The following is a 13378-nucleotide window of genomic DNA, read 5'->3' as shown; positions in this document are numbered from 1 at the left end:
GGTTCGGGCAGGTCTGTGCCGTGCGTGGTCGGGGAGTGTGCCCTCTAGGGGATCTCTCGCAATTGAATTAGAGGGTGTTTTCTTGAATGCTTTATGAGTACGGCTCAGGAATGGAACGCCATGACCTGTCCGACTTCGTTGCCTTCGTGACGATCGCGCGCCTGCGCAGCTTTACCCGTGCGGCGGCACAGCTGGGGGTGACACCGTCAGCGCTCAGCCACCGCATGAAGGCGCTGGAGGCGCGTCTGGGCATCCGCCTCCTCAACCGCACGACGCGCAGCGTCTCGCCGACCGAAGCCGGGGAACGGCTGCTCGGTTCGGTCGGGGCGAAACTCGATGGAATCGAGGCCGATATCGCCCAGCTGGCCGAGCTGCGTGACCGGCCGGCGGGAAACATCCGGGTGAACTCGGACGAACTGGCCGCGCACAAGATCCTCTGGCCGATGCTGCGCGATTTCCTACCGCGCTTTCCCGACATCAACGTCGAAGTCACCATCGACAACGGCTTCACGGACATCGTGGCGAGTGGCGCCGATGCGGGCGTGCGGCTTGGCGGAGTGGTGGAGAAGGACATGATCGGGGTCGCAATTTCGCCGCCGCTGCGGATGCTCGCCGTCGCCGCACCTGCTTACTTCGCGAAACATGGACGGCCCAGGACACCGCGTGACCTGGTCGATCACGCCTGCCTCAACTACCGCTTCACATCGAACGGGGGGATCTACGCCTGGGAGTTCGAGGAGCAGGGGCAGGCGCTCGATGTTCGCGTGGGCGGCCAGCTCATCTTCAACAGCATCTTCCCGATCATGCAGGCCGCGCTCGATGGGGCCGGGATCGGGTGCGTGCTCGACATCCATGCGGCCGAGCATCTGGAAAGTGGGGCCCTGGAGGCCGTGCTGGAGGACTATTCGCTGCCCTTCGAGGGCTACCAGCTCTATTACCCGAGCCGCCGCCAGCCCACGCCCGCCTTCTCCGAATTCGTGAAGGCGCTGCACTACCGGGGCGGATGAACCGGCCCGGTCGCGCAGCGCTGCGGGATCACGAGATGCGGCGCAAGTGGCGGAAGCGGCCGTAGCGGGTCAGGAGGTCGTCGATGACCTGGGCACGGGAGAAGCCGGTGACATCGTGCGGGGCGCTGGCGTCGGAGGCCTGTGCCATGGCGCGGAAGTGGCGGCGTTCGGAATCGTGGGACTTGCGGGTCTCGGCCCAGACGAAGCTGGGCTTGAGATAGGGGCGGCTACGCACCTGATAGACGAAGTCGCCGCGATCGCCGTGGGCCACGACAAGGCGCACGTGGCCCTTGTCCGCGTCGAGTTCGGGCACGAGCCCGTTGTCGCGCATCTCGTCCGCCACGGCGTCGAGCGCGGGGCTGACGGTGTCGGTGAGAAAAGCGTCGATCTCGGCCTCGTGGAAGACACCGGCAATTGCGCCGAGACGGCGTTGCCAGTTCATTTCGGCGCGCGGAGCGGAGGGCGTGAGCGAGGCCGACAGGTCGCTTGTCTCGCCTTCTCGTTCGCCGTTCAGAGCCTTGAGCAGGCCATAGCACATGAAGACCATGATGATCGCGAAGGGCAGGGCGCTTGCGATCGCGGCGGTCTGCAGGGCATCGAGGCCTCCCGCGACGAGCAGGGCTGCAGCAATGCCGCCCGCGCAGACCGCCCAGAAGATGCGCTGCCACACCGGCGGGTTCTCGGCCGCGCCCGAGGTGATCATGTCGATCACGAGTGCACCGGAGTCCGCCGAGGTCACGAAGAAGGTGACGATGAGGATGGTCGCGATGAACGAGGTGATCGTGCCGAAGGGCAGGGCCTGCAGCGTCTCGAACAGGGCGACGGGCATGTTGTTCTTCACGGTTTCGGCAATCGGGGCCACGCCCGACATGTCGAGCGCGATCGCGGTGTTGCCGAAGACGGTCATCCACAGGAAGGTGAAGAGCGCGGGGACGAGCAGCACGCCGCCCACGAATTCGCGGATGGTGCGTCCGCGCGAAATGCGCGCGATGAACATGCCCACGAACGGCGACCAGGCGATCCACCAGCCCCAGTAGAACAGCGTCCAGTCCGCCAGCCAGGGGTTGGGCTCGTACGCGTACATGCGGAAGGTGCGCGAGACGAGGGCGCCAAGGTAGGCGCCGATGTTCTGGACGTAGGCCTGGAGCAGGAACACGGTCGAGCCGGCAAAGAGCACGAAGCCCAGCAGCAGCACGGCCATGATGATGTTGAGCTCGGACAGGCGCTTCACGCCCTTGTCGAGGCCGAGGACGACCGAGAGCGTGGCGAGCGCGGTAATGACCGCGATCAGGACCAGCTGTACGGCGGTGTCGATGGGAAGGCCGAAAAGGTAGCTGAAGCCCGCGTTGACCTGAAGTACGCCGAGGCCGAGCGAGGTCGCCACACCGAACATCGTGCCCAGTACCGCGAAGATGTCGATGGCATCGCCGATGGGCCCGTTGATCTTGCGCCCGATCAGCGGGAACAGCGCCGAACGGATGGTGAGGGGGAGGCCGCGACGGAACGAGAAGTAGGCAAGGGCCAGGCCTACGACGATGTAGACTGCCCAGGCGTGCACGCCCCAGTGGAAGAAGGTCAGCACCAGCGCGCGCCGGGCCGCATCGATGCTGCCGGGCTCGCCGCTTGGCGGCGAGGCGAAGTGCTGGATCGGTTCCGCGACCCCGAAGAAGACGAGGCCAATGCCCATGCCTGCGCTGAACAGCATCGCGAACCAGGACAGGTAGCTGTATTCCGGCTCGCTGTCGTCAGGCCCCAGCTTGATGTTGCCGTGCCGGCTGAGCATCAGGAAGATCACGAAGACGAGGAAGCCCGCCACCGCCAGGATGTAGAACCATCCGAAATTCTGGACCAGGAACTCCTGGACATGGGTGAAGATCCGTTCCGCGCGCTTGGGGGCAAGGACAGCCGCCAGTGCGAAGGCGAGGATCAGGACTGCGGAGGTGAAGAACACCGGTGGATTGACCGCCATGCGGAACCCGGATGGGCGTTCTGTCAGTTCGCTGACGTTCGGATTGGGGGGGGTATCTTCGCTCATCAGGGCCATCGTCTACGTACTGGGATCGCATGAGGCAACTTTTGAACGGGAAACTTGTTGCAGGCCGCCGTGAAACAAATCGGCAATGGGGCGTGCCAGACCTGCGCTGAACGGTGCCTGCGGTGGGAACAAAGCTGTCCCATGTTCACACCTTTGTCGGTTGACAAATACAACCCAATCTTTCAGTTGACTTATATCAACTGAAAGATTGGGTTCAATTCATGGTACAAGGCACGAAGGCCGCGGTCCTGCGGGTGGGACGTGGCGGCCGCTGTCCCGGAGCAGACGGGCGCGGCTGAACGGGTATGGACAAGAAACCCCTGCTGGGCCTTGCCGGCGCGATCGTTGCGGCCATGGCGGCCGAATTCAACGACCAGGTCAGCGCCATTGCCCTTGTCGACGTGCGCGGCGCGATGGGCATCGGCCATGACGCGGGCACCTGGATCGAGAGCCTCTACGTCACCGCGATGGTGATCGGCATGGCGCTTTCGCCGTTCTGGTCCACGGTCGTGACGTTGCGGCGCATGGTGCTCTTCGCGATTGGCCTCAATCTCGTGTCCAGCGTGCTCATCCCGTTCGCGCCCAATATCGAGATTCTCTATCTCCTGCGCATCTTCCAGGGCCTTGCTCAGGGTTTCACGATTCCCCTGCTGATGGCTGCGGCGCTGCGCTTCCTGCCGCCGCCGATCCGGCTTTGGGGGCTGTGCTGCTACGCCCTGACCGCGACCTTCTTTCCCAATCTCAGCGCGGGCGTTGCGGCGCTGTGGACCGAGTTTGTCGACTGGCGCTTTGTCTTCTGGGAAGCGATTCCTCTCTGCACGCTGGCGGGGTTGCTGGTGTGGCACGGTATGCCGCAGGACCCGATGAACCTGGCGCGCATCCGCCAGTGCGACTGGAGCGGAACGGCCCTTGTCATCCTGGGGATGGGCGCGCTGACGACGATGCTGGAGCACGGCAACCGACTCGACTGGTTCAACTCGCCCCTCATCTGCGTGCTGGCGCTGGTGAGCGCGGTGGCAGTGCCGCTTTTCGTCCTCAACGAATGGCGCAGTCCGGCCCCGCTCATCGGGGTCCGTCTGCTCGGACGGCCCAACGTGGCCTATGCGGTCATCACGCTGTTCTGCTTCATCATGATCGGCATGTCGTCTTCGGCCGTGCCGATGGCCTACCTCGCCGAAGTGCAGGGCTACCGCCCGCTGCAATCCGCCACGATCATGCTGGAGATCGCCGCGCTCCAGTTTCTCTACCTGCCGCTCGCGGTCTACGTGCTGAAGCAGGACTGGGTGGATTCGCGCTGGGTCAACGGCTTTGGCCTCCTGTGCATCATGGTCGCCTGCATCGGGTGCAGCCAGCTGACCTCGGCCTGGAACCGTGAGCAGTTCTACATGTGGCAGGCGATCTCGGGCCTGGGCCAGGCGTTCGTTGTCGTCTCGCTCCTGATGATGGGTACGAACGCGGTGGTGCCGCAGGAAGGGCCGCAGGTCTCCCCGCTCATCAACATGCCGCGCGCGGTGGCGCAGGCGCTGGGCACGTGCCTTCTCGAACTGGTCGCCCATTTTCGCGGCGAGCTGCATGGCACGCGCCTGATCGAGCGGGCCGGGAGCCACGCCTTCGCCCTGATCCGGGGCCCTGCGCTCGACCCGCGCCACGCGCCCCCGCTGACCGCAGATGGCAGCCCGCGCAGCACAGAGGCCCTGGGTGCCTTCCACGAGGCCGTCGTGCGCCAGCAGGCGGTGATGGTGGCGAGCGACCAGTACCTGTTCCTCGCGGGGCTTGCCGGGTTCGTCCTCCTCGTCCTGATCGTGCTGCCGGTGCGCACCTATCCCCCGCATATCGCCCTCGTAAAAGCGACGCCGGGCCAGGCGCCTCCCGCCAAGACCGAGGTGCCACCGGCCCCAGCTCCGGCTCTCGTTCCCGTGCCGGCCTGAGCCGGGCGTCATACTCCTTTTCTCTCTTCCATCGCCGAACTTCCTGGAACCCCACATGTCCGACATACTACCTTCCGCCGAGCGCGGGGCACGCCGCCCCTGGATCGTCGGGACGATCATCATCCCGGGCGACAACGACCGCTATGTCCTCCATCCGCACTGGCCCTGGTACGGGGGCGGGTTCGTGATCCTGGCCTTTATCGCCTACGTCCTGTTCAGCCTCTTCGTGCCGCGCTCGGAGGTGACCACCGACGATGCGCGTGTCACTGCGCACTACGCCGTGATCGCCCCGCGCGTCGCTGGCCAGGTCGTCTCGGTCGATGTCGAGGACAACCAGATGGTGAAGAAGGGGCAGCTCCTTGCCCGCCTCGATGATCGTGATTTCCGTGTGGCGGTGGACGAGGCGCAGGCGCAGCTCGACCGTGATCTCGCGCAGGTCGCCAACGCCGAAGCCGCGCTCGCGCGTCAGCCCGCGCTGGTCGCCCAGGAGCAGGCGCAGGTACGCCAGGCCAGCGCGCGTCTTGACCTCGCCGAGGCCAACGCCACACGTTACGACAACCTCGCCAATTCGGGGTCCGGATCGCGCCAGGCCCAGCAGCAGGCGCGTGCGACCCAGCGCGAGCAGGCTTCGCGCGTGGAGGAGGCCCGGGCCGCCGTCCAGGCCGCGACCCGCGAATTGGCGGTCCTGCGCGCCGCGCGCGAGGCCGCGCTGTCGGCGGTAAAGGCCGACCGGGCGCGGCTCGCGCAGGCCAGGCTTGACCTCGGCTATACCCGCATCACCACCCGGTCGACGGCATGGTCGGCCAGCGCGAGGCGGAGCCCGGCAACTACGTGGCGCCCGGCTCGGCACTGATGGCGGTGGTGCCGCTGGAGGAGACCTTCGTCGAGGCGAACTACCGCGAAGTCGCGCTCAAGCACGTGGCGCCGGGCCAGCGCGTGCGCATCCACGTCGATGCCTACGACATTGATCTCGACGGTGTGGTCGACAGCGTGCCTCCGGCGACCGGCGCGGCGTTCTCGCCCGTGGGGCCGGAGAACGCGACCGGCAACTTCACCAAGATCGTCCAGCGCCTGCCGGTCAAGATCCGCTTTGCCGCAGGGCAGCCCGAGGTGCGCCACCTGCGCATGGGCATGTCGGTCGAGACCCGCATCGAGACCCACTTTGCCGATGTCATCGGGGGCAAGAGGCAGACCGCCTACCTCGGTGCCAAGGAGGCAGTGGAGTGATGCAGCCTCGTTTTGCCGCGCTCGCGCTGGCCGCAAGTTCCCTGGCCGCGCTCTCGGCCTGCACGGTCGGCCCGGACTACACCCGTCCCGTGGCCAAGGCACCGCCGCAATGGGCCGAGCGTCCCGAGGCACCTAGTACGACCATCGGGGGCGAAGTTGACGGGCGCTGGTGGGAGACTTTCCAGGATCCGCAGCTCTCGGCGCTGGTCGAGCGTCTCTTGGCGCAGAACCTCGACCTGGCCGTCGCGGCCGAACGCATCCAGCAGGCGCAGGCCCAGAGCCGGGTGACAGGGGCACAAGGGCGCCCCCAGCTGGGCGCGCAGGCAAGCTACGCGCGCACCCGCCGCAGCCCGCAGGGCCTCTTCTCGCAGCTTATGCCGGCACCGGGCTCGAGCCCGGAAGTGAACGAGTTTGCCGATGCGCTGGGTGCTTCGTGGGAGCTCGATCTCTTCGGCAAGGTGCGGAGGGCCGTGGAGGCGGCTGACGCGCGCACCGGCGCGGTGATTGAGGTGCGCCACGCGGTCGCGCTCGATGCCGTGGGCGAGCTTGCCGGACACTACATGGAGCTGCGCGGCGTGCAGGCGCGCGAGGCGATTGCGCAGGACAACCTCGAAACGGCACAGCGGACCTTGACGGTGGTCGAGGACCGTTTTGCCAATGGCCTGGGTACGCGCCTCGATGTTGCGCGGGCGCGCGGGCAGGTCGAGGCGATCTCGGCGCGCCTCCCTGAACTGCACAGCCGCCGCGTCCAGCTCATCAATGCGCTGGGTACGCTCCTTGCCAAGCCGCCGCGCGAACTCGAGGCCGAGCTGGCACCGGTACGCGCGCTGCCGGGCGTGCCGCCCAGTGTGCCGGTCGGCCTGCCCGGAGACCTCATGCGCCGCCGCCCGGATATCCGCGAGGCCGAGCAGCGCCTCCATGCCGCCACGGCCGAGACCGGCGTTGCGGTGGCGGACTTCTATCCCTCGATCAGCCTCGGCGGCCACTTCGGTACCGAAGGTTTCCACGCGAAGAATATTGGCGAGTGGGCAAGCCGGGCGTCAGTGTCGGGCCGGTGATCAGTCTGCCGATCTTCCAGGGCGGGCGCCTCAAGGGTACGCTGGCGCTGCGCAAGAGCGAGCAGCGCGAGGCCGCGCTGGTATATCAGAAGGCGGTGGTCGAGGCGCTCAACGATGTCGACAACGCGCTGGTTTCCTACGCCGATATCCAGGCGCAGCGCGACCGCCTGGCCCGCGAAGTCGGGCAGGACCGCACCGCCCTTGCCGCCGCGCGCGACATGTACCGCGAAGGCGCGGTGGGGCTTCTCGATGTGACCCTGGCGCAGGCAACCCTGCTGGAGGGGGAGGACCGTCTGGCCCTGTCCGAAACGGCCGTGAGGGGAGGGCTGGTACGGCTCTACAAGGCGCTCGGCGGTGGCTGGGAGGCCGCGGACGCGGCGCCGCACAATACCCTCACGAAGGAGGCTGAGTAGTTAGGTAGCTATACAAATATATACGCGCTGGAAATCTTCGGAAGAATCGGTAACTTCGGCATGAAACGCACGAACAATACGGCGTGACCATGACGGAGAGTGCTGAAATGATCGAAGGAAAGGGTGCGCCTGCAGGCGGAGCCTGTGTCGATACGGACTTTGCGGAAGTCGACAGCGGCGACAAGGCCTTGATCCTCTTGCAGACGATGATCTGTTACCTGCGCGAAAAAAACATCCTTTCACGCGCCGACATCGAGGTCCTGCGCGAACGCGTCGAGGCGCGGATGGAGGATGCGCGGGCGGAAAAGGCGGTCCGGGCCGAAGCGTCGGGATCGGCGGACCTTCCCTGTGATGCGGCTATTGCCCGTGCGGCGGCGCGCGAGATGCGCGAACTCGATGAATATTGCGGCAAGCGCTACGGTGGCAAACACCGTCGCCGCGTGAACTGATCCCTTTGCCTCTCGGTGGGGCAGGTCCTTGCGCTCCGCCGGGCTGGCCAGGCAGTGACCGATCAGATGGATCCATCTGATCGGTCGCGCTTGCGAACCCGGGCGGCTGGAGCGGTTGGCCCGGAAGGTCGGGCCTTGACCGCTCTGGACCCACTTTCGCGCAGGGTTAGTCGATACCGATTTCGCGCCGCACCAGCGTCGTCACGTAGGTGCGCAAGGCCGCGCGATCCATTGCCGGGTCGAGCTGTTCGCCCGCGGCAATACCCCAACTCAGGACCTGGACCAGGTTGATGATGAGCGTGCGGGCGCTCTCGTCCAGATGCGGCGCAATCGAGGTGAGGGCGCGATTGAGCTGCGGGCGGAATCGTCCCAGGATGCAGGCGTTGATCTGGGCGATGCTCTCGCTGCGCCCCGACTCGGCCATGATCTCCATCAGCATGCGCCTTTCCTCGAACTCGTATTCCTCCTGGAGGAGATGCGTGATCCAGTCTGCGATGGTGCCCTTGTCATCTTCGGCGATGGCCTGGTTCAGCGTCTCTTCCTCGAGCCAGACCTGCAGGCTTTCCTCGCAGATGGCGGCAATCACCGCTTCCTTGCTCGCGAAGTCGCGATAGATCTGCCCCACGGCAATGCCCGATTCGCGTGCGATCTGGGACACGCCGGTGAGATGAAACCCCTGATTCGCGAACAGTCGGCGCGCCGTTGCAATCAGCTTGCGGCGGCGCTCGTCGCAGCGCGCTGTCCTGTGGCTGGCGGTGTCTTCCATCACTTTTATCCCGTGCGTCGCTTGTGCTTTTTGCTGCATTGCAGTAGTGGGCCGTGCAATCGTGAGTGAACGATCACTCACAAACTGCATATCATCGTTATCGGGTGCGAACCATGAAGAAGTTGATCCCTATCCTCGGGCTGCTCGTCTCGGCGTGCGGCGGCGGGTCGCAACAAGCCGAACCGCAGCCGCCGGAAGTTGGCGTGATGGCCGTGCGCACCGAGACGGTCGACCTCCAGGCTGAGCTCCCCGGGCGCACCAGCGCCTACGAGACCTCGGACGTGCGTCCGCAGGTCAATGGGCTCATTCTGCGCCGCCTCTTCGAGGAAGGGACAACGTGCGCGCCGGGCAGGCGCTCTACAAGATCGACCCCGCGCCCTACGAGGCGCAGGTCGCAAGCGCGCGGGCCGCGCTGGCCCAGGCCAGGTCGCAGATCGCCGCGAGCGAGGCGCAGGCCCGCCGTTATGGCGAACTCGTCAAGATCAATGCGATCTCCAAGCAGGAGGCCGAGAACGCCGAGGCCGCCGCCGCCCAGGCACGCGCCACCGTCCAGGCCCAGGAAGCCGCGCTGCGCAGCGCGCAGATCGATCTCGCCCGCACCACCGTGCGCGCACCGATCTCCGGGCGCATCGGACGTTCGACCTACACCACCGGCGCGCTCGTCTCAGCCTCGCAGGCCGAGCCCCTGACGACGATCCAGCACCTCGATCCGATCTATGTCGACATCCAGCAGTCGAGCGCGGACGTGCTGCGCCTGCGCCAGGAGATCCTGGCCGGCAAGCTTGCCGGCAATGGCGCGGCCGCCACGGTCAACCTGAAGCTTGAGGACGGCAGCACCTATCCGGCCGAAGGGCGCCTCAAGTTCACCGACGTGACCGTCGATCCCAGCACGGGCAGCCAGGTCATCCGCGCGGTCTTCCCCAACAAGCAGGGCCTTCTGCTTCCGGGCATGTACGTGCGTGCGAGCTTCGTCGAAGGCACCAAGGCCGATGGCCTGCTGGTCCCCCAGCGCGCGGTGCAGCGCGATGAGAAGGGCCAGCCCGTCGTCCTGGTCGTCGGCAAGGACGGCAAGGTGTCGCAGCGCGTGATCGAGACCGACCGTACCGCGGGTACCAACTGGCTGGTCACGGGCGGCCTCAAGGAAGGCGAGAAAATCGTCGTCGAAGGCTCGCAGAACGCGCGTCCGGGCAGCACCGTCAAGCCGGTGGTAAAGAAGCCGGGTGAAGTCGGCGCGCGCTCGGGCAAGGAGGTCGAGGCACCCTCGGCCGAGACTGAAAATCCGTCCGAGGGGCGTTGATCCCACATGGCACGCTATTTCATCGACAGACCCATCTTCGCATGGGTCATCGCCATTGTCGCGATGATGTTCGGCATCCTCGCGATCCGCAGCCTTCCGGTCTCGCAGTTCCCCGAGATCGCGCCGCCTACGGTGACCATCAACGCGACCTATCCGGGCGCGGATGCGGACACGTTGGAGCAGACGACCACGCAGATCATCGAGCAGCAGCTCAAGGGCATCGATAACCTGCGCTACTTCTCCTCGCAGTCGTCTTCGGCAGGTGCAGTGACGATCACCCTGACCTTCGAGCAGGGCACCGATCCCGATATCGCGCAGGTTCAGGTGCAGAACAAGCTGCAGGCCGCGCAGTCGCTGCTGCCCCAACCGGTGCAGCGCCAGGGCGTGACCGTAGCCAAGTCGGCGGCGAGCTTCTTGGTCGTTGTCGGCCTCTATTCCGAAGACGGGAGCCACAGCGCCAACGACCTTTCGGACTACGTCGTCAGCCAGGTCCAGGACCCGGTCAGCCGCATCAACGGTGTGGGCGAGCTCATGGTCTTCGGCACCCAGTACGCAATGCGCGTCTGGGTCGATCCGCTCAAGCTGCGCAGCTACAACCTTACTATGGGCGACGTGCGCGCGGCTATCGAGGCCCAGAACGCGCAGGTTTCCGCCGGCCAGATCGGCCAGCTGCCGTCCTCGAAGGAGCAGCAGCTCAACGCCACCGTCTCGGTCCAGTCGCGCCTGACTTCGCCGGACGAGTTCGACAACATCCGCCTTGCCACCAACGCGGGCGGCGGTGTCGTGCGTCTGCGCGATGTCGCGCGCACGGAGCTGGGCGCGGATACCTATGGCTTTGACGTCCAGTACAACGGCAAGCCTGCCTCGGGCTTCGGTGTGCGCCTGGCTTCAGGTGCCAACGCGCTCGACACGGTGGAGGCCGTCAAGGAAGAGGTGTCCCGCATCTCCGAAGGCTTCCCGCCGGACGTGAAGGTCGTCTACCCTTACGACACCACGCCGTTCGTGCGTCTCTCGGTCGAGCAGGTGATCCACACGCTCGTTGAGGCGGTCGTGCTCGTCTTCCTCGTCATGTTCCTGTTCCTGCAGAACTGGCGTGCAACGCTGATCCCGACCATCGCGGTTCCGGTCGTCCTTCTGGGCACCTTCGGGATCATGGCGGGGCTGGGCTACACCATCAACCAGCTCACCTTGTTCGGCATGGTGCTCGCGATCGGTCTTCTGGTCGACGACGCCATCGTGGTGGTCGAGAACGTCGAGCGTCTGATCCAGACCGAGCACCTCTCTCCCAAGGACGCGGCGCGAAAGTCCATGGACGAGATCAGCGGCGCGCTTATCGGTATTGCCATGGTGCTGTCGGCGGTGTTCCTGCCGATGGCCTTCCAGAGCGGTTCCACCGGCGTCATCTTCCGCCAGTTCTCGCTCACCATCGTCTCCTCGATGGTGCTCTCGGTGCTGGTCGCGCTGATCCTCACTCCGGCGCTCTGCGCCACGATCCTGAAACCCCACGATCCGTCCAAGCTGGAAGGCAATGGCCTGCTGGCGCGCTTCTTCCGCTGGTTCAACGACACGTTCGATCGCGGTACGGACCGCTATGAGAAGGGCGTCAAGCGCACCGCGCGCAGCTGGAAGCGTTCGGGCCTCCTCTACCTCCTGCTGGTTGCGGGTGTGGGCTTCATTTTCTTCCGCCTTCCCGGCGGTTTCCTTCCGGACGAGGACCAGGGCGTCGTCCTGACCCAGGTCATGGCGCCTCCGGGCTCGACCCTGCCGCGCACCGAGGAAGCGCTCAAGGAAGTGCGTCGCCACTTCCTTGAGGATGAGAAGGACAACGTCCAGGCGGTGTTCACGATTTCGGGCTTCTCGTTCATGGGCCGTGGCCAGAACGCGGCGATTGCCTTCGTCCGCCTGAAGGACTGGGAAGAGCGTTCGGGCAGCGAAAATGCGGCGCAGGCCATCGTTGGCCGCGCGATGGGGGCACTGGGCCAGTACCGCGACGCCACCATCTTCGCGCTGATCCCGCCGGCCGTCTCGGAACTGGGCAACGCGGCAGGCTTCGACGTATGGCTGACCGACACCGATGGCATCGGCCACGACAAGCTCCTGGCCGCGCGCAACCAGCTGATGGGCGCGGCGATGGCCGATCCGGCGATCATGCAGATCATGCCGGTCAGTCTCGACGATGCGCCGCAGCTCAAGGTTGATGTCGACCAGGACAAGGCCAGCGCGCTGGGCCTCGACCTGGGCACCATCAACACCGAGATCTCGACTGCCTGGGGCGGCGCCTACGTCAACGACTTCCTCGATCGCGGCCGTACCAAGCGCGTCTACCTGCAGGCGCAGGAGGAATACCGCGATTCGCCCGATGACCTGGATTCCTTCTACGTGCGCGGCGCCGATGGCCAGATGAGCCCCTATTCGGCGTTCTCGGATGTGTCCTGGCGCAATGCACCGACCATGCTCACCCGCTACAACGGGCGTCCTGCGATGGAACTCCAGGGCGCTCCGGCGGCCGGACTGAGCACGGGCGATGCCATGGCCAAGATGACGGAACTCCACGCCCAGCTTCCGCCGGGCACGAGCCTCGACTGGACGGGCCTGTCCTATGAGGAACGCATGGGGTCGGGCCAGGCGCCCGCGCTCTACGCGCTCTCGCTCGCGGTCGTGTTCCTGTGTCTTGCCGCGCTCTACGAAAGCTGGTCGGTGCCGATCGCGGTGATCCTGGTGGTTCCGCTCGGCGTGCTCGGCGCGCTGGGAGCTGCCTGGCTGACCGGGCTCAACAACGACATCTACCTGCAGGTGGGCATCATCACCACGATCGGTGTCTCGGCCAAGAACGCGATCCTCATCATCGAGTTCGCCGAAGAGCGCGTGCAGTCGGGCATGGATGCCTTCAGCGCGGCCATCGAGGCGGCCAGGCTGCGCCTGCGTCCGATCCTGATGACCTCGCTGGCCTTCGGCATCGGTGTGATCCCGCTCGCGATCTCCTCGGGCGCGGGTGCGGGCGGACAGAACGCCATCGGCCGCGCGGTCGTGGGCGGCATGTTCACCGCGACCGTCCTCGCGATCTTCTTCGTGCCGATGTTCTTCGTGGTCGTCAGCCATCTCTTCGGACATGGCCGCGACAACGAGACCTCGCAGGAGGAAGGCAACGAAGCGAACCAGGGCGCTGCCTCGGGCAGCCAGGCCCCGGAGGGCAACTGA

Annotated in this window: 10 protein-coding genes and 1 pseudogene; 9 read left to right on the top strand and 2 right to left on the bottom strand. The window is 66.0% G+C overall.

The features are described 5' to 3' along the window. Positions 1-110: 110 nt before the first annotated feature. Positions 111-1007 carry a LysR family transcriptional regulator gene (locus MBENS4_RS00135; RefSeq protein ID WP_039387936.1) on the top strand — a complete coding sequence of 299 codons (897 nt, stop codon included), beginning with the start codon at positions 111-113 and terminating at the stop codon, positions 1005-1007. Positions 1008-1035: 28 nt separating this feature from the next. Here MBENS4_RS00135 and MBENS4_RS00130 read toward each other — a convergent pair whose 3' ends face one another. Further along, entirely contained in the window at positions 1036-2976 is a 1941-nt protein-coding gene (locus tag MBENS4_RS00130; RefSeq protein ID WP_039391444.1) for a BCCT family transporter, read from the bottom strand. Between the two features lie 371 nt (positions 2977-3347). On the opposite strand from MBENS4_RS00130, the gene MBENS4_RS00125 reads away from it, so the two are divergent. From MBENS4_RS00125 to MBENS4_RS00110, 6 genes are all read left to right on the top strand, one after another. Next, entirely contained in the window at positions 3348-4970 is a 1623-nt protein-coding gene (locus MBENS4_RS00125) for an MFS transporter (RefSeq protein ID WP_084591892.1), read from the top strand. A 55-nt stretch (positions 4971-5025) separates the two neighbouring features. Beyond that, positions 5026-5823: an HlyD family secretion protein gene (locus MBENS4_RS23785; protein ID WP_052321891.1), complete on the top strand. Its 798-nt coding sequence runs from the start codon at positions 5026-5028 to the stop codon at positions 5821-5823. Further along, entirely contained in the window at positions 5766-6197 is a 432-nt protein-coding gene (locus tag MBENS4_RS23780; protein WP_052321890.1) for an HlyD family secretion protein, read from the top strand. Before MBENS4_RS23785 ends, MBENS4_RS23780 begins: the two co-directional genes overlap by 58 nt. Beyond that, positions 6197-7255: an efflux transporter outer membrane subunit gene (locus tag MBENS4_RS00115; RefSeq protein ID WP_052321889.1), complete on the top strand. Its 1059-nt coding sequence runs from the start codon at positions 6197-6199 to the stop codon at positions 7253-7255. The genes MBENS4_RS23780 and MBENS4_RS00115 overlap by 1 nt, the downstream gene beginning before the upstream one ends. After that, entirely contained in the window at positions 7222-7668 is a 447-nt protein-coding gene (locus MBENS4_RS23775; protein ID WP_052321888.1) for a TolC family protein, read from the top strand. Before MBENS4_RS00115 ends, MBENS4_RS23775 begins: the two co-directional genes overlap by 34 nt. 107 nt (positions 7669-7775) lie before the next feature. Next, positions 7776-8117 (top strand): hypothetical protein, encoded by a 342-nt coding sequence (locus MBENS4_RS00110; RefSeq protein WP_052322295.1) that lies wholly within the window; start codon positions 7776-7778, stop codon positions 8115-8117. A gap of 166 nt (positions 8118-8283) precedes the next feature. On the opposite strand, the gene MBENS4_RS00105 is transcribed toward MBENS4_RS00110, so the two are convergent. Then, positions 8284-8883, bottom strand: a complete 600-nt coding sequence (locus MBENS4_RS00105) for a TetR/AcrR family transcriptional regulator (protein ID WP_039387934.1) — start codon at positions 8881-8883, stop codon at positions 8284-8286. Positions 8884-8996: 113 nt separating this feature from the next. Between MBENS4_RS00105 and MBENS4_RS00100 the strand changes: the two are divergent. Together MBENS4_RS00100 and MBENS4_RS00095 are read left to right on the top strand one after the other, a co-directional pair. Beyond that, a pseudogene (locus MBENS4_RS00100) lies at positions 8997-10180 on the top strand (efflux RND transporter periplasmic adaptor subunit). Positions 10181-10186: 6 nt separating this feature from the next. Next, a complete protein-coding gene (locus tag MBENS4_RS00095) occupies positions 10187-13378 on the top strand; it encodes an efflux RND transporter permease subunit (protein ID WP_039387933.1) in 3192 nt (1063 codons plus the stop codon).

The organism is Novosphingobium sp. MBES04, assembly GCF_000813185.1.
GTDB classification, from domain to species: Bacteria; Pseudomonadota; Alphaproteobacteria; order Sphingomonadales; family Sphingomonadaceae; genus Novosphingobium; species Novosphingobium decolorationis.
This window is presented reverse-complemented; position numbering and strand designations above follow the sequence as displayed.